Source organism: Acinetobacter tjernbergiae DSM 14971 = CIP 107465 (assembly GCF_000374425.1).
GTDB classification, from domain to species: Bacteria; Pseudomonadota; Gammaproteobacteria; order Pseudomonadales; family Moraxellaceae; genus Acinetobacter; species Acinetobacter tjernbergiae.
Window position 1 is genome coordinate 13,580 of record NZ_KB894364.1, and the last position, 16,938, is coordinate 30,517.

At 41.3% G+C, this 16,938-nt stretch carries 15 protein-coding genes; 5 read left to right on the top strand and 10 right to left on the bottom strand.

Annotation, left to right across the window (positions count from 1 at the left end):
• Positions 1-126 precede the first annotated feature (126 nt).
• The 7 genes from urtE to C502_RS0110060 all read right to left on the bottom strand — a co-directional run bounded on the left by urtE (position 127) and on the right by C502_RS0110060 (position 8,476).
• On the bottom strand, positions 127-825 hold the full coding sequence (gene urtE / locus C502_RS0110030) for an urea ABC transporter ATP-binding subunit UrtE (RefSeq protein WP_018678692.1): 699 nt from the start codon (positions 823-825) through the stop codon (positions 127-129).
• A gap of 9 nt (positions 826-834) precedes the next feature.
• The gene (gene urtD, locus C502_RS0110035; protein WP_018678693.1) at positions 835-1,662 is read right to left on the bottom strand and encodes an urea ABC transporter ATP-binding protein UrtD; all 828 of its coding nucleotides are present in this window, start codon (positions 1,660-1,662) and stop codon (positions 835-837) included.
• The gene (gene urtC, locus C502_RS0110040; RefSeq protein WP_004683577.1) at positions 1,663-2,733 is read right to left on the bottom strand and encodes an urea ABC transporter permease subunit UrtC; all 1,071 of its coding nucleotides are present in this window, start codon (positions 2,731-2,733) and stop codon (positions 1,663-1,665) included.
• A 4-nt stretch (positions 2,734-2,737) separates the two neighbouring features.
• Positions 2,738-4,360, bottom strand: a complete 1,623-nt coding sequence (urtB, locus tag C502_RS0110045) for an urea ABC transporter permease subunit UrtB (RefSeq protein WP_018678694.1) — start codon at positions 4,358-4,360, stop codon at positions 2,738-2,740.
• 92 nt (positions 4,361-4,452) lie between these two features.
• Positions 4,453-5,733, bottom strand: a complete 1,281-nt coding sequence (urtA, locus tag C502_RS0110050; RefSeq protein ID WP_018678695.1) for an urea ABC transporter substrate-binding protein — start codon at positions 5,731-5,733, stop codon at positions 4,453-4,455.
• Between the two features lie 254 nt (positions 5,734-5,987).
• Positions 5,988-7,871: a DNA topoisomerase IV subunit B gene (gene parE / locus C502_RS0110055; protein WP_018678696.1), complete on the bottom strand. Its 1,884-nt coding sequence runs from the start codon at positions 7,869-7,871 to the stop codon at positions 5,988-5,990.
• 17 nt (positions 7,872-7,888) lie between these two features.
• Positions 7,889-8,476 carry a YqiA/YcfP family alpha/beta fold hydrolase gene (locus C502_RS0110060; RefSeq protein ID WP_026315778.1) on the bottom strand — a complete coding sequence of 196 codons (588 nt, stop codon included), beginning with the start codon at positions 8,474-8,476 and terminating at the stop codon, positions 7,889-7,891.
• Between the two features lie 261 nt (positions 8,477-8,737).
• Between C502_RS0110060 and C502_RS0110065 the strand changes: the two genes are divergently transcribed.
• Positions 8,738-10,084 carry a PGAP1-like alpha/beta domain-containing protein gene (locus C502_RS0110065; RefSeq protein WP_018678698.1) on the top strand — a complete coding sequence of 449 codons (1,347 nt, stop codon included), beginning with the start codon at positions 8,738-8,740 and terminating at the stop codon, positions 10,082-10,084.
• A gap of 49 nt (positions 10,085-10,133) precedes the next feature.
• Here the strand turns inward: C502_RS0110065 and C502_RS0110070 are convergent, their stop codons facing one another.
• On the bottom strand, positions 10,134-10,637 hold the full coding sequence (locus tag C502_RS0110070) for a disulfide bond formation protein B (RefSeq protein ID WP_018678699.1): 504 nt from the start codon (positions 10,635-10,637) through the stop codon (positions 10,134-10,136).
• A gap of 18 nt (positions 10,638-10,655) precedes the next feature.
• Positions 10,656-12,233, bottom strand: a complete 1,578-nt coding sequence (gene gshA / locus C502_RS0110075; RefSeq protein WP_023274796.1) for a glutamate--cysteine ligase — start codon at positions 12,231-12,233, stop codon at positions 10,656-10,658.
• Positions 12,234-12,426: 193 nt separating this feature from the next.
• Here gshA and C502_RS0110080 point away from each other — a divergent pair, with 193 nt between their 5' ends.
• The 3 genes from C502_RS0110080 to C502_RS0110090 are packed head-to-tail and all read left to right on the top strand — an operon-like array spanning position 12,427 to position 14,889.
• Positions 12,427-12,966, top strand: a complete 540-nt coding sequence (locus tag C502_RS0110080; RefSeq protein ID WP_018678701.1) for a DUF924 family protein — start codon at positions 12,427-12,429, stop codon at positions 12,964-12,966.
• A gap of 39 nt (positions 12,967-13,005) precedes the next feature.
• Entirely contained in the window at positions 13,006-13,563 is a 558-nt protein-coding gene (locus C502_RS0110085; protein ID WP_018678702.1) for a CC0125/CC1285 family lipoprotein, read from the top strand.
• A gap of 18 nt (positions 13,564-13,581) precedes the next feature.
• Positions 13,582-14,889 carry a DUF445 domain-containing protein gene (locus C502_RS0110090; RefSeq protein WP_018678703.1) on the top strand — a complete coding sequence of 436 codons (1,308 nt, stop codon included), beginning with the start codon at positions 13,582-13,584 and terminating at the stop codon, positions 14,887-14,889.
• A 128-nt stretch (positions 14,890-15,017) separates the two neighbouring features.
• On the opposite strand, the gene C502_RS0110095 is transcribed toward C502_RS0110090, so the two are convergent.
• The gene (locus C502_RS0110095) at positions 15,018-15,455 is read right to left on the bottom strand and encodes a hypothetical protein (protein ID WP_018678704.1); all 438 of its coding nucleotides are present in this window, start codon (positions 15,453-15,455) and stop codon (positions 15,018-15,020) included.
• A 318-nt stretch (positions 15,456-15,773) separates the two neighbouring features.
• On the opposite strand from C502_RS0110095, the gene C502_RS0110100 reads away from it, so the two are divergent.
• Entirely contained in the window at positions 15,774-16,928 is a 1,155-nt protein-coding gene (locus C502_RS0110100; RefSeq protein WP_018678705.1) for a methionine aminotransferase, read from the top strand.
• The last annotated feature ends 10 nt before the right edge of the window (positions 16,929-16,938 follow it).

Genomic DNA, 16,938 nt, shown 5'->3' on the forward strand with positions numbered 1-16,938 from the left:
TCATCAATATTCACTACCATCAATCGGACAAAGAATTCTTGCCTACTTTTGATCCATCAAAAGTAGGGTGCGTCGCAAAGACATATTACTTAAAATATAGATAAAACAATGGTTAACCGAAAAATTCTAAATCGCCACCAACTCCCGAATCCCCTTTTCAGGCATTTCTGCCCCTTGCCCTTGTGCAATCACCTGTCCACGAGCCATTACCGTATAGTTATCTGCCAATTCTTCAGCAAAATCATAAAACTGCTCCACTAAGACGATCGCCATTTCGCCTTGATCTGCCAATTTACGAATCACCCGACCAATGTCTTTAATAATTGAGGGCTGAATCCCCTCAGTCGGTTCATCCAGAATCAAGACCCTTGGCTCAGAAGCCAAAGCTCGCGCAATTGCGAGCTGCTGTTGCTGACCACCTGATAAATCTCCACCACGGCGATGCTTCATTTCATCCAAGACAGGAAAAATTTCGTAGAGATGACTCGGTACTTTTCGGGTTTTTGCACCCGAAAATTTCGCCATACCAATTAAGATATTTTCCTCTACCGTCAAAGTTGAAAAAATATCTCGTCCTTGAGGCACGTACGCCAATCCTGAACGTACTCGTTGTTCAGGAGACATTTTGGCAATATCTTTGCCGTCTAACAAAATTTGTCCTGATTTAATCGGTAGAATCCCCATCAAGCATTTCAGCAACGTGGTTTTACCTACGCCATTCCGTCCTAAAACGACACTGCATTCTCCAACAGGTGCAGATAAAGACACATCACGCAGAATATGACTGCCACCATAAAACTGGTTAACTTCTTTCACTTCTAACATGGCAGTCTCCTAGCGTCCCAAATACTTTTCAATCACATCTTCATTGGCTTGTACCTCTGCCAATGTGCCCTCTGCCAAAATTGCACCTTGCGCCAATACCGTGACTTTTTCACTAATGGTGTCAATAAAGCTCATGTCATGTTCTACGACCACAAGCGTATGATTTTTTTTCAATTCCAAACACAGTTCAGCAGTCCGTTCTGTTTCTGCATCGGTCATTCCTGCCACAGGTTCATCCAATAAAATCAGCTTCGGACGTTGCATCAACAACATGCCGATCTCTAACCACTGCTTTTGACCATGAGATAATAATCCTGCGGGTTTTTTCACAAATTCCTTTAAGCGAATTTGTTCTAAACTTTCCTCCAATGCTAACTGCGCTTCTGGATCAAGTCGGCTAAACAAGCTCTTTTTCACTCGCTTATCTCGTGGTGCAGCGAGCAGTAAATTTTCCATGACTGTGAAATTTTCAAATACTGTTGGTTTTTGGAATTTGCGTCCAATCCCAGCTTCCGCAATTTCCTCGGTACTCATTTTGGCAAGATCATAGTTTTGTCCAAAAAATGCTGTACCTGTAGTTGGACGTGTTTTACCTGTAATCACATCCATTAGCGTGGTTTTACCTGCACCGTTTGGTCCAATGATGCAGCGTAACTCACCTTCGTCAATGTACAGTGATAAATCATTGAGGGCGCGAAACGAATCAAACCACACACTGACTTTTTCTAAATACAAGGCAATCCCGTGACTAAAATCTGCGCCTTCGGTTTTGGCACGACCATAGCCCTCACCAAGTTGACCGCCATGTTGAGCTGAGTCTATGAATAAATCACTCATTTAATTGCTCTCCTTTTTAAAACGGTCAAATAATCCAATCACACCTTTCGGTAAGAAAATCGTCACCACAATAAATAAAGCACCTAAGATCAGTAACCAAGCTTCTGGTGCTGCTACAGTGAAATAAGTCTTCACCGCATTGATTAAACCTGCACCTAGAATCGGTCCAATCAAAGTGCCACGACCGCCTGCGGCAACCCACACTGCCATTTCAATCGAATTAACTGGATTCATTTCACTTGGGTTAATGATACCAACCTGTGGCACATACAACGCACCTGCGATACCTGCAATTACGGCAGAGAGTACCCACGCTGAAAGCTTGTACCAGAGTGTGCGATAGCCCAAATATTGCAAACGGTTTTCACTGTCACGAATCGCGCCAAGCACTCGGCCATAAGGACGATTCATCAGTTGACGTAAGCCGATAAAACACAGCATTAACACCAAAGCAGTGACAAAACATAAAGTGGCACGCATCGGCGCTGAAGTGATATCAAAACCGAGTAAGGTTTTAAAACCCGTGAAGCCATTATTTCCACCAAAACCTGTCTCATTGCGGAAGAACAAGAGTGCCGCAGCAAAAGTCATGGCTTGGGTAATAATTGAGAAATACACACCCTTAATTTTGGAGCGAAAAGCAAAGAAACCAAAAATAAAGGCAACTAAAGCAGGCACTGATAAAACCAAAATCATTGCCCAAGCAAAATGCTCTGTTCCCACCCAATACCAAGGGAGCTCTGTCCAACTGAGGAAACGCATGAAATCAGGTAAGCCATCGCCTGCGGATTCGCGCATCAAGTACATGCCAAAGGCGTAACCACCGAGGGCGAAATACAAACCGTGCCCCAAGCTTAAAATCCCTGCATAGCCCCACACTAAATCCAGTGCTAATGCGACCAAAGCCAAGCACATGATTTTGCCAATCAACGTGATCCAATACGCAGACAGATAAAATGCCGAATCAGGGGATAATAGATGTAACCAAGGTAAGCTCAATAACACGGCAAAACAAATGGCAATCGCGATTGCGCTATAGGGTTTATCTGCAAATAAAGAAGTGATTTTCATTGGCTTACTCCACGAAACGACCTTTGATGGCAAACAAACCTTGTGGACGCTTTTGGATAAACAAAATCACAAGAACTAAGAGAATAATTTTTGCTAAAACCGCACCTAAGCCAATCTCCAAAACTGTACCACTAATCCCTAAGCCTAAGGCTGCAAGTACCGCACCCCATACTTGACCGACACCACCAACGACAACAACAAGGAAAGCATCGATGATGTAGTTTTGTCCGAGGTCTGGGCCGACATTACCGACTTGTGCCAACGCACAACCTGCCAATCCAGCCAAGCCTGAACCTAAGCCAAATGCCATCATGTCGATACGTGCAGATCGGATACCCACAGCACGCGCCATTTGACGGTTTTGTGTCACAGCGCGGACAAATAATCCGAAACGGGTTTTATTTAATAAGAAAACTAAAAGTAGTAATACCGCCACGGTAAAGCCAATAATCGCAATACGGTTATACGGCAACATTAGGCTTGGCGTCAGGGCAATACCACCACTGAGCCATGCGACATTCGACACTTCAACGTTCTGTGCGCCAAAGATCATGCGAACCGATTGCATCAAGATTAAACTCACACCAAAGGTTGCCAATAATGTTTCCAGTTGGCGGCCATATAACGGGCGAATCACTGTGCGTTCAATCAACATGCCGATCAGCGCACTCACCAGAAATGCAGCAGGAATCGCAGCCAATAAATACCAATCGACTAAGCCTGCAAAGTGCGTTTTAAAAAAACTTTGAATCACGTAAGTGGTATAAGCACCAATCATGATGAGTTCACCATGTGCCATATTGATAACACCAAGTAAACCATATGTGATTGCCAGACCAAGCGCTGCTAACAGTAAAATACTGGCAGTACTGAGACCCGAAAAGACATGTCCTGACCACTCACTGATTTGTAAACGGGTTTTAATTTTATTTTGTGCTTCAATCAAAGCTGTCTTGAGTGCTGGATTGCTCTGCGGTTGCTCTAAGCTTTGTGTGATTAAAGCATATACATCTGGGCGATTCGAATCTGCCAAAATTTTTACCGCTTCGCTCTTGGTGAATTCATCTGAACTATTAAAATCTAAACGAGCTTTCAGTTGTGCCAAACGTGCTTTAACCGCTTCACTTTTTTCATTGAGATAAAGTTGCTTAATCGTTGCTACATCGAGCTCATCCAAGTTATTTTCTAAAATATCCACCGCAGCTAAACGTTGTGATGCATCATCAGAACTCAATTTAACTTTGGCTTGTCCAAAATTAAGTGCCTTACGCAAGGTATTGACCAAAGTCACTTGCGATAAATCAGATGGCCAAATGTCGATGGCTTGCAATTGCGGATAACTTAATAATTTTTCATCGTTTTTTAAAATGTAAGTATGACCTGAACTATCGGTATATAACTCATTTTGATCAATATATGCGACCAATTGATCCAGTTGCTCAATACTCGCTGGCCATTGATTCAACATGGTACGACGAGCAGTAAAATCGGATTTAACAAAAGTCTGGATGGCATCCTGAGAAGTTGTAGACGTCACTGTTGTTGGTGAAGTAACTTCTGCCCATGCAGGATTAAAAATGATCTGTGCCATGATGCAGAGCAGTGCCAAAACATAGTGTTTCGCCATAAGACTCCCCTTATATTTTCTATTTAAACCAATTAATCAAAACTAAAAACTAAGAAAAACCCGCTACCTAGGCAGCAGGTTGCGTGAGAAAATTATTTAGGAATATATGGGCTCCAAGGCTCAGCTTTGATGGTTTGTGGTGTTTTATAAACCACATCAAATTGACCATCACCACGGATTTGTCCGATCATCACAGGTTTATGTAAATGGTGATTGGTTTCATCCATTTTGAGGGTATAACCCGATGGTGCTGCGAAAGTTTGACCCGCCATCGCATCACGAACTTTATCAACGTCCGTTGTACCTGCTTTTTCAACTGCTTGTTTCCACATATTGATACCCACATAGGTCGCTTCCATCGGATCGTTGGTCACAACTTTGTCTGCATTTGGAAGTTTGTACTCCACTGCATACTGTTTGAATTTATTTACAAATTCGGTATTTTTCGGATTCTTCACCGACATGAAATAGTTCCATGAAGCTAAATGTCCAACCAATGGTTTGGTATCAATCCCACGTAATTCTTCCTCGCCCACTGAGAAAGCCATCACTGGAATATCAGCAGCTTTAATACCTTGGTTGCCTAACTCACGATAGAAAGGAACGTTGGAATCGCCATTGATAGTTGAAATCACCGCAGTCTTTTTACTTGCAGAGAATTTCTTGATATTGGAAACAATGGTTTGATAGTTGCTATGACCAAATGGCGTGTACTCTTCCATGATGTCTGCATCGGCAATCCCTTTAGACTTTAAGAATGCACGTAAGATTTTATTGGTTGTTCGCGGGTAGACATAATCTGTGCCGAGTAAAACAAAACGTTGTGCTTTACCACCCTCATCTCCCATTAAATATTCAACGGCAGGAATGGCTTGTTGATTCGGCGCTGCACCTGTATAGAAAATATTTTTTGATTGTTCCTGACCTTCATATTGCACTGGATAGAACAATAAACCATTCAATTCTTCGACCACAGGAAGAACCGACTTACGTGATACTGACGTCCAGCAACCGAAAATAACCGCAACTTTGTCCTGAGTAATTAACTGACGTGCTTTTTCAGCAAATAGTGGCCAATCTGAGGCTGGGTCAACAATGACGGGTTCAAGTTTTTTACCCATCACCCCACCATTGGCATTGATTTCATTGATGGTCATCAATGCAGTATCTTTCAGAGATGTCTCAGAAATCGCCATCGTGCCCGAAAGTGAATGTAAAATCCCCACCTTAATCGTATCGCCACTTGCCGCAGGTGCCGCTTTAGTTTCAGTTTTTGTTTGTTCTACTTTTTCTGTCGGTTTTGAACAGCCGACCAGTCCTATCCCCATCATCGCTGCCATAAGTACAGACATCGACATCAATTTATTTTGCATCTTTGTTCTCCACAGGTTGATATTGTGATTTTTACTGAGTGGAGTTATTCAATTTCTATGCCAATAATTTAAACCATTGTTTTATTTTAATATTTATCAAATCGGATGAATAAGAATTCAATCTTGTATACAACATTGCATACAAAAAGAACGAGATGAACTAAAATGATGCAGATTTTTTCATCAAGAATGGTTTTTTTTTCAATAAAAAAGCCAAGCATAAGCTTGGCTTTTTATCTTTTTATTGAAAAGAATTAAACGACTATATCCGCTAAATTACCTTTTTGCTCTAACCATGATTTACGGTCAGCAGAACGTTTTTTGGCGAGCAGTTTATCCAACAAACCTGCGGTAAAATGTGCATCATCCAAATCCAATTGCACCAAACGGCGTGTGTTCGGATCCATCGTGGTTTCACGCAATTGGCTGGCATTCATCTCACCCAATCCTTTAAATCGAGTGATTTGTGGATTCTTATTCCCTTTCACTTTTTTCAGAATCGTCTCTAGCTCATCATCATCAAGCGCATAATGTACATCTTTACCAATATCAATACGATACAGTGGTGGCATTGCGACAAACAGATGACCATCTTCAACCAAAGCAGGGAAATGTTTCACAAATAGCGCACAAAGTAAGGTCGCAATATGCAAACCATCCGAGTCCGCATCGGCAAGGATACAGACTTTGCCATAACGCAATTCAGACAGATCATCACTGCCCGGATCAACCCCAATGGCAATCGCGATGTCATGTACTTCTTGCGAAGCCAATACTTCATCCGAAGAAACTTCCCATGTATTTAGAATTTTGCCTCGAATCGGCATAATCGCTTGGAAATTTTTGTCACGCGCTTGCTTGGCACTTCCGCCCGCAGAGTCCCCTTCGACAATAAATAATTCGCTGTCTTCACGAGTCAAGCCCACACAATCAGCAAGTTTTCCAGGTAATGCAGGCCCTGAGACAATCTTTTTACGTTCCACTTTTTTTGCTGCTTTTAAGCGACGTCCAGCTTTGGCAATTGCCATTTCAGCTAACTGCGTTGCAATCTCAGCATGTTGGTTTAACCATAAGGCAAAGGCATCTTTGGCAATATTCAGCACAATATTAGAGGCTTCACGACTAGATAAACGTTCTTTGGTTTGCCCTGAGAATTGAGGCTCTTGAAATTTCAGCGATAAAATAAAATTGACACCATCCCAGACATCTTCGGCTGAAAGTTTCATGTTCCGTGGCAATAAATTACGTAATTCACAAAATTCACGTAAAGCCTCTGTGACACCCGAACGTAAACCATTCACATGCGTTCCACCTTGCGCGGTTGGAATCAAATTGACGTAACTTTCTTGAATTTGTTCGCCACCTTCAACATTCCAACAAATTGCAAATTCACAGGCAGCCCGATCCGCTTGCCCGCTACTGACAAAAGCAGGATCAGGTAAAATTTCTCGATTTTCTAGCTCATCCATTAAATAGTCGACCAGACCATTTTCAAACTGCCATTCAATCTTTTCTTTATTGATTTTATCGTCATAGATAATTTTTAAGCCCGCTGCTAAGACGGCTTTGGCTTTTAAATTATGTTTCAGTGCTTTGAGTGCAAATTTGGGACTATCAAAGTATTTGGTTTCAGGCCAAAAACGCACCGTTGTTCCTGTGGCACGTTTCGCCACTTTACCTTCCAAGACCGACAAAGGTGCAACCGGCTCACCTTGCTCAAACGCCATCTGATACAGATTACCCTGACGTTGTACCGCAACCTCAACACGTGTTGATAACGCATTCACAACGGAGATCCCGACACCATGCAAACCGCCTGAGAACTGATAATTATCGGTACTGAATTTTCCGCCTGCATGTAACTTGGTCAAAATAATTTCAATACCACTCTGCCCATATTCAGGATGAATATCGACAGGCATACCACGCCCATTGTCTTCTACAGATAATGAACCATCTTCATACACGGTGACACAAATTTGATTGGCATGTCCTGCAAGTGCTTCATCAACCGCATTATCAATCACCTCTTGCGCCAAATGGTTTGGGCGTGAAGTATCGGTATACATACCGGGACGACGACGAACAGGATCTAAACCAGAAAGAACTTCAAGGGATTGTGCCGTGTATTGTGTCACTGGGTCTGACTTCCTTATTAGATGGCTGTCGATAAAAATTCGAGTATGAAGGGTAATTTTTCTTCAAAATCATCCATTGCATGATTACCACCAGCGTCGGTTAAAATCAATGAAGATGGATGTGTCGCACTATAATAACGTTGTGCCTGACGATAATCCAAGACTTCGTCGCCTTGTTGCAATAGTACGAGAATTTTATCAGCATGCTGTAACTTCGTCTCAGCAATTGATTGTAATTGCTGCAATTGATCAGCATCAAGCGTCCAGGATTCCGTGACTTTGAGCGGGATTTGTTCAATTCCAAATAAATCTTCGAATAATTGCCATGGTTGCATAGCAGGATTAATCAGTACAGCAGCACAAGCATATTTTGCGACGAGATATGTCGTATAGAAACCACCTAAACTGCTTCCCACTAAAACAACTTTATCGTGTGATAAATTTTTGATAAGTTGAGAGAGTTGCTGAATGACTTGCGCTGGTGGCTGATTTAAGTCAGGTAAATGTACCTGTGCTAGATGGTAGTTTGCACAATATTGTTTCAACTGTTGCCCCTTTTTAGACATCGGGCCACTTCGAAAACCATGTAAATAGATAATTTGCATACGCACCATTATGGTCGAGAGCTTGACTTATAGTGAAATAAATCACATTATTTTGATTAACAGATAAACAAATAACAATATAAATTACATTTAAGCTTAATATTGTCAGACACAAAAAACGATACTGCACTCCGTTCATCAGTATTCTAAAAAAATTACTTATGAAACACATAAGATGTAAGCGTTTGTTGTAGTTTATCTAAATAATATTAAGTCAATTACTTCAAACCTTCGGTATATATCAAGGATGGGGAAATCAATATGCCAAGTTTAACACCTCTGCATGAAACCTACTGCAAATGGGACAGTACACCCCCTAGTCAGGCAGATGTTTTGGAAGGTTTGGCACAAGTTGTCAGCACGAGTTTAAGTGGAGTACACGAATTGGTGCAATTGGTACAAACTGAAGTGTTAAGGACGACACTCGGTTTAAGTGCACAAAAAGCCAAGAAATTACAAAAGCATCCACAATTACAAAAGTTTTATCAATTTTCTTATGATTCACTCCAGAAATACGGCAGCAGTTTTCTTGCGCCTAATTTACGCCGTATTATTGAAAAATTTCCAGTCCTACACGATAAACCACTTACGCCAACCTTACATTTTGCCGTTGGTGCATTAAACGGGATTTTTGGAGATTTTTTCTTAAAGCAACATAATCCACTTGCATTACCAATGGTACTTTATGATCACTATGGATCACTGCAACAAGGTGAGCTCACAGGGCGTGTCGTCATTCTAGCGCATGGCTTATGTATGAATCACCTCACATGGTCAAATCATCGCTATGGTGGAATTGGCGAACGTTTACTGGCACAACGTGATAACAACACCATGTTGTACCTCAATTACAATACGGGGCGACGTATTTCAGCCAATGGCCGTAGTTATGCCAATGTACTTGAGGATTTAGTTCAACGGAATCCACGAATCACCAGTATCGATTTGATTGGGCATAGTATGGGTGGCTTGGTTTCTCGCAGCGCTCTATTTTATGGCAAACAAAATCTCTATCAGTGGGTACATATGGTTGAGAATTTAGTCTGTATTGGTTCGCCACATCATGGTGCGGTGCTAGAACGTTTTGGCTTTATTTTGCAAGATAAACTTGGCGCTTTCCCGTTAATTAGCTTAATTGGTCAGCTGGTCAACATTCGCAGTAATGGCATTTTAGATTTGCGTCATGGCAGTGTTCGAGATGATGATTGGGAACATAATAATGCGCGGATTGGCTTTGCTGATGACAATCGTAAACCTGCACCATTGCCCTCACATATCAATACCTTCTTGATTGCAGGTACTTTAGAATTTGAGAAGTTGCGCAATAAAGCACTCTCTGTCATTGGCGATTATTTGGTCAGTGTAAAAAGTGCCTTAGGAGAACATCCGAACCCACGTTTTCAATTAAAACTACCTGATACGCATAAAGCTGTCTTCTATGGACTGAATCATTTTGAAATTCAGTACCATTCTAGTGTGGCAGAGCAGATTACCCGTTGGTTATACCCTGAAGCCGATGAAGTGGTTGAAGAAGGTATTCAGACACATCTGATCAACGTCCCGAATAATTATACTTTTGATGACTTAGATGGCATTGTAGAAACCTAATCCGTATTCTTCATGCGAAAAAAAAGCCAACTCACGTTGGCTTTTTTTCTTATTTAGCGACCTTATAATTTCTAAAAAGCTGCCATAAACAAACCAATAAGATCAGGCTGAAATAAAGCAACGACCATACTGGCAAGGATTGACCTAAGAACGTCCAATCAATTGCAGCACATTCCCCTGAACCCGAAAGCACTTCTTGGAATACCGCTTTCATGGGTAATGCATCGACCAAATAATCCAAGCCAGGGCCGCAACTTGGTACTTTATCGGGTGGTAAATGCTGTAGCCAAACATGACGGGTTGCAACTCCAACGGACCAACCAATCGATAGCGTCGCCAACAATGCATAAAAACGCTTAAAACCATTTGAAATCGGATTATGGATAAATGCCACTAAAGCAATAAATCCCATTCCAATCAAGCCAATACGTTGAAAAACACACAATGGACAAGGCTCCAAACCTTGTACATGTTCTAAATACAACGCAAATGAGATACCAATAATACTTGTCAGTACCAGTAATGCACTAACTAAGCGGTAATTCCATCGCATGGGAAGCCCTCTAAAATTTTAGCGATATTGTGCAAGATATTGTTCAAAACTCATGTCGTTATCTTGTTCAAGTTGCACCTGTTTTTGCAACGATGTTTGCGCTAATTCTGCAAAATATTGTTCTCTTTCTGCACTTAACTGATGTTGCTCATAACGATTGACATGCTGTTGGGCCATGACACTGCCAAAGCTCCATGTCCCACCATTATCCAAAGTGTCTTTAATCACGTGTGCTGAAAGCGTATTTTCAACATGATCCAAACGCTGTTGCATTACTTGGATTGCCTCACGATATAACGCTGAACCATCCATTTGATCTAACAAAATGGCACAGTCTTGAATCGCATTTAAATGACGTTGTGCCCAATCCTGAAGTGAAACTGTGGTTTGACCATCTTGAATTTTGGCATCTGCTGCACGTCCGCGATTGACCACTTCAGTTTGATTATGATCAATTTGCTCCTGTTCTTCTGCAAACAAATCAGGACTGTCTTGTAATAAGCAATACAATGCTAAACTTTCAAGGAAACCTGCCGAGATTTCATCAATCCCAATCGCACTATAGGGATTGACATCGACTGCACGTAATTCCACGTAGCCCACACCACGATTTTTCAATGCTTGTGATGGGGTTTCACCCGCTTGTGGCACTTGCTTCGGACGAACTAGACTGTAGTATTCATTTTCGATTTGAAGCACATGATCATTGATCTGAATAGGTTCACCCTGCGCATCATTGAGACCTAAGTCGGTAAACTCAGGATAAGGCGTATGCACCGCTTTTTGTAATCCATCGAGATAATCATGTAGATCGTTGTAATGAATGCCCAATTCCTTTTGTGCTGAGTTTTGATAGCCCAAACGCCCCATTCGCAATGCAGTCGCTTCTGGTAAATATAAAGTTCCTTTAACCAACGGCTGCAAGTGATGCTCGCGCCCTGTTAAAAAGCAACGACAGACAGATGGGCTTGCACCCAACATATACATCACTAAAGGGATCAAACGAATAAAGTTTCGAATCAAACCAAAATAACGGTGGCTACGATAATCCTGCAAACTGAGTTGTTTTAATTCTGGCTTGGTTTCATGTTGTTGCAATACTGCAAACAATTGATCAGGAAAAGATAAATTGTAATGTACACCCGAAATGGTTTGCATACGGCGACCATAGCGCACACCTAAACCATGACGATATAAGGTTTTAAAGCGACCAATATGAGATCTACCGTACTGTGCTAATCGGATATTCTCTTCGTTGTCGTCCAACATACACGGCATAGAAAGAGGCCAAAGTCTTTCGCCTTGTTCTAGCTGCTGATGCACCACGCTATGAATATCTCTTAATTCATCTAATGCCGCTGCGATGGTTGTTTTCGGTGTGGTAATAAACTCCATCAACGCTTCTGAATAATCTGTCGTGATATGCGGATGTGTCAGTGCAGAACCCAAAGCATCTGGATGATTTTTTTGTGATAAAAATCCATTGCTTTGCATACGTAAACTTTCGCGTTCAAGACCCCGTAACATTCCTTTTAATAGCGAAGCATCTACCCAAGTCGGTATCACAAAGGAAGAAAGTATGCTGGGTTGATTCATAATTTATATGCTCGCTTATTTAAGATCAGCCAACCACATCAATGGTCGCGACTCGGTTATTCCGCCAATTATAACGACAATTGTGATCTAGTCATCTGATTTAGTTTGGCAATTTTTATCACAATCTTATTACATAAGACATGCTGAAATTGTGATTTTATTAAAAAATAAATCTTCCGATGGATACTAAACTATGCAAGCGCAGGACATTATTAATTTCTGGTTTGACCCTGAGCATCGCTCGCTTTGGTTTGCCAAAAGTGATGAATTTGATGCAAAAATTCGCGACCAATTTCAAATAATTCACCATCAAGCGATCCAAGCAGAGCTTTGGTCTTGGCGACAAACACCCGAAGGTCGTTTAGCTGAAATTATCGTATTAGATCAATTTTCTCGTAACTTATACCGCGATCAGCCACACGCCTTTGCCTATGACAATATGGCGTTGATACTGGCTCAAGAAGCGATTAGCTTACAACTCGATGCTCAACTTAGCCCTGAACAACGTGCATTTTTGTATATGCCATTTATGCATAGTGAATCTAAGCTGATACATGAGTTTGCCTTGAAACTATTTCAACGCTTGGGCAACGAAATTAACTTAAATTTCGAGAAAAAACATAAAGTCATTATCGACCGTTTTGGACGCTACCCACATCGCAATGCACTATTAGGGCGCGTCTCAACCCCCGAAGAACTAGCGTTTTTAACACAACCGAATAGCAGCTTTTAAGTCGCGCATCTCCCACGACTTTGACCATAGGAATTGCAGATGAAAGCTTTATTGATCTACACGCCCCTCCTTGTTGCATTGACATTCACAGGCTGTGCAACCGTTCCATCTAAACCCAAAACCTTCGATCAACTGGGTCAATTCACCGCTTATCCATTAAATAACAAAACTTACCGTATTGGTTTCCAAGCAGATAATAATTTGAGTTATGGTACAGCAGAGGAAATTACTTTACTCAAAGCTGCACAAACCACGATAAAGAATGGTTTCCATTATTTTACCGTGGTCGATGACCCAAGTAACGCACGACATAAAACGCAACGCCAAGCCGTGATTTACTCCACCCCATCGTATTACCCATATGGCTACTATCGTCGTCACCCTGCCTTTTGGCCCGATCCATTCTATGATATGCCACAAGTGGTCAATCTTGATCCAATCCAAGTGTCGTATACTATTGAGTGTTTTCAGACACAACAGCAATCCCCTGATGCTTTTGATGCACAACTCATTTTGCAATCATTAGGGCAGAAATATGGCTTAAGTCCAACAGGAGACGTGTTGCAACCCCCTGCACCACCTCAAAACAAAAAGTAAATTGATAAGGATGACTTAATGAATTCAGTCGAAGAAATTCACGTACCGAGTCTACAAAGAAGTAAATACTTCGCCACAATGGCATTGATTATTGCTGTGGTGGCATGGATTGCATTAATGGTCGTGGCACATTTTCTACCTGAATATAAATGGGTCATCCACATCTTGATGCTCGGTGCAGAAGCAGGCGTGGTCGGTGGATTAGCCGATTGGTATGCGGTAACTGTACTCTTTCGCAACCCTTTCGGGAAAATGCCGTTACCCAAACTATTGCGTGACCACACCGAAATTATTCCCCGAAATAAAGCACGTATTGCTGAATCTATGGGACGCTTTGTACAAGAAAATTTTTTATCACCACAGATCGTTGAACGCAGTTTACAAAATACCGACATCAGCTTGGCAGTGGGTCAATGGTTAGCCAATCAAAAAAACAATAAGCAAGTGGTGCAGATGATTCAGCACACTGTACCGAAGATCTTTGAATTTGTAAGCCAAGATCAAATTGCCCATTTCGTACAAAATAATAGTGTGCAATGGGTTCGCAGTACTAAAGTCAATAAACTCGCCAGTGAAATGTTACGTGCTGTTTTGGAAAATGATTTCCATCAAGATGTGCTACAACGTGGGCTGGATCTTGCGCATGAATGGATGGTCTCTCATCCTGAAGAAGCACGTGATCTTTCCCGTAAACTGTTCCAAGAATTAGGTGTTTGGAAGCTTGCCAAAGGCGCAAGTTGGATCGGAATTGATGTACAACAACGTACCATTGATTCATTGATCGAAAAAGTTGAATCAATGTTAGCCAACCCTGAACATCCATGGCGACAAGACATTGAAGCAACTACGCATGCACTGATGTTACAACTGGCAGATACAGACAGTGATGCCAGTCAACGTTTAAACAGTGGAAAAGATGCGCTGCTCGATAGCCCACAAGTGCTGAACTTTATCAGTGGTGCAGTGGCAATTTTATGCGATGCGATTAAAACTGATTTAATGCAAGAAGATTCAGGCATTGCCACCAACTTACAAGTCGCGATTCAACAGTTGGGTGAAAGCTTGATTCAAAATGAAAAAGTGCGCCAAGTCTTGAATGAGAAAATGGTCGGCTTAGCAACCAATTTCAGTGAGCAATACAGCGATAAGATTATTCGCTATATCAGTGAGCGCATTCATGAATGGGATTCGCGTGAAATGATTGCCAAAATCGAAAGTGAGGTGGGTGGTGATTTGCATATGATCCGTGTCAATGGCGTCATCGTGGGTGCGTTTATTGGTTTAGCCCTCGGTGTGATTCGTGCCATTGTTGAAAATGTTTTGTAAGTGATATGATTAAGGACGGTAAAACCGTGATGTTTTGCCGTCTTTTTATCACTGAACTGCAATAAAATAAGCCCCAATACGACTATCATCAGATTTAGAGATCTGTCATTTCACTTTCTTTTCGTAGATCAAACCATGTATTTACTTTCTTGATAATAACGAGTCAAAGCGTCTGTATCTTGCTTTAAAAATGCAGTTAGATAGGCTTTCACTTGCACTAATGAAAGTTGATCAAAATGAATCTTTTCTTTTGCCTGACGTGTAATTAATCCAAAGATTTGCTTTTTAGCAATAACCACTGGAATATTAGTCTTCACGATAAATTTAAGCTCTTGAGCAGACCCATAAGGATTCAAGACAATTTCAATCGTCCGTTCCTTGTTTTCATCTGTAATTGTAAACGTCGGATTTGCACCATTGAGCTGTAACCAACGGCTTAATTGTTTTTTCCAACCCATTTTATCAAAGTGTGTTAATACTCCAATGGTATTCAGTGCTTCAAGCTGCTCCACATCTTTTAAATTAATATGATGTGGATAGCGTATTTTTAGATCGAAACTGTCCATTACTTAATGTCCCATTTCACAAAAATTTGTATTTATTTTAATCACCATCCATAAATTATATCGCTTAACAACCAAAATTTAAATAGCATATATAATTGAAAATTAACAATTAATTTGATATTTTTAAGTCAAAATTGACCAATTCTGTCAATATTGTTTTTATTAAGACACAATTCCAATATTTCTCTTGATGAGAAACACATTCCTTAAACCAATAAGAGAGGCATATCTCTTTTTATTTAGAGATCGATAATTTGGAAAAAGCCCCTTTTTATAGATACAATCACCTCAAAATAAAATGGAATTAGGTTAACTACAATGTTGCAGCTCCAGTCAAAACTCCCAAGCCAAGGCGTGACTATTTTTAGCGTGATGACTGAACTTGCACAACGACTGAATGCACTGAATCTATCACAAGGCTTTCCCGATTTCCCTGCTCCGCCTGCATTGCTTGAAGCGCTGAGCCAAGCCACGCTTTCAGGTTATAACCAGTACCCTGCGGGTGATGGTGTGTTGGCACTCAGAGAGCAATTGGCAAAGCAATTTTTACAGCGAGATCAACTACAACTTGATCCTGTCACTGAAATTACCATTACCCCTGGCGCAACCATTGCAATTTTTTGTGCGATTCAAGCCTGTATTCATGCAGATGATGAAGTCATTATTTTTGACCCGAGCTATGACAGCTATGCTCCTGCGGTACAACTAGCAGGGGGAAAATCAGTTCATATTCATTTAGAAGCACCAACATTTCAGGTGAATTGGCAGAAGGTCAAAGATTGTATCAATGCAAAAACTCGCATGATTATCGTCAATACACCGCATAACCCAACAGGGGCGATTTGGTCAGAACAAGACTGGCACCAACTGATTGAACTCATTCAAGATAAAAATATTGTGGTGCTGTCAGATGAAGTCTACGAACATTTGATTTTTGACGGGCAAAAGCACTATAGCGCACTGCAATTTCCAGAATTACGTGAACGTAGTTATGTGATTGGTTCTTTTGGCAAAAGTTATCATGTCACAGGTTGGAAAACTGGCTATTGTGTTGCGGCTCCGCATTTGATGCATCTGTTCCGTCAGATTTATCAATTTGCCAATTTCTGCGGCACCACACCTTGCCAAGTTGCCCTAGCGCACTATATGCAGCAGCATCCTGAGCACGTTCAGGAACTCCCAAATTTTTATCAGGCAAAACGGGATCTTTTTAATACCCAAATTCAAAACTCACGTTTTCAATTCATTCCATCGCAAGGTACCTATTTTCAAAATCTCGATTACAGTGCCATTCGCCCTGACCTCAATGATGTCGACATGTGCCAATTCCTCGCTGAGCAGCACAAAATTGTCGCGATTCCAATTTCCGTATTTTATCAACAAGCCCCTGAATCACTTCGTCTGATTCGATTCTGCTTTGCCAAAACTGATCAGACGTTACAACGTGCAGGAGCAATCCTTGCACAGTGTTGATCAACAAAAA

Coding starts and splice junctions, on each gene's coding strand:
- urtE (WP_018678692.1), bottom strand. CDS start 825: ATGTTAGAAGTGAAAGAAGTTAACCAGTTTTATGGTGGCAGTCATATT.
- urtC (WP_004683577.1), bottom strand. CDS start 2,733: ATGAAAATCACTTCTTTATTTGCAGATAAACCCTATAGCGCAATCGCG.
- gshA (WP_023274796.1), bottom strand. CDS start 12,233: ATGAATCAACCCAGCATACTTTCTTCCTTTGTGATACCGACTTGGGTA.
- urtD (WP_018678693.1), bottom strand. CDS start 1,662: ATGAGTGATTTATTCATAGACTCAGCTCAACATGGCGGTCAACTTGGT.
- C502_RS0110060 (WP_026315778.1), bottom strand. CDS start 8,476: ATGCAAATTATCTATTTACATGGTTTTCGAAGTGGCCCGATGTCTAAA.
- C502_RS0110080 (WP_018678701.1), top strand. CDS start 12,427: ATGCAAGCGCAGGACATTATTAATTTCTGGTTTGACCCTGAGCATCGC.
- C502_RS0110065 (WP_018678698.1), top strand. CDS start 8,738: ATGCCAAGTTTAACACCTCTGCATGAAACCTACTGCAAATGGGACAGT.
- C502_RS0110090 (WP_018678703.1), top strand. CDS start 13,582: ATGAATTCAGTCGAAGAAATTCACGTACCGAGTCTACAAAGAAGTAAA.
- C502_RS0110070 (WP_018678699.1), bottom strand. CDS start 10,637: ATGCGATGGAATTACCGCTTAGTTAGTGCATTACTGGTACTGACAAGT.
- C502_RS0110100 (WP_018678705.1), top strand. CDS start 15,774: ATGTTGCAGCTCCAGTCAAAACTCCCAAGCCAAGGCGTGACTATTTTT.
- urtB (WP_018678694.1), bottom strand. CDS start 4,360: ATGGCGAAACACTATGTTTTGGCACTGCTCTGCATCATGGCACAGATC.
- urtA (WP_018678695.1), bottom strand. CDS start 5,733: ATGCAAAATAAATTGATGTCGATGTCTGTACTTATGGCAGCGATGATG.
- C502_RS0110095 (WP_018678704.1), bottom strand. CDS start 15,455: ATGGACAGTTTCGATCTAAAAATACGCTATCCACATCATATTAATTTA.
- C502_RS0110085 (WP_018678702.1), top strand. CDS start 13,006: ATGAAAGCTTTATTGATCTACACGCCCCTCCTTGTTGCATTGACATTC.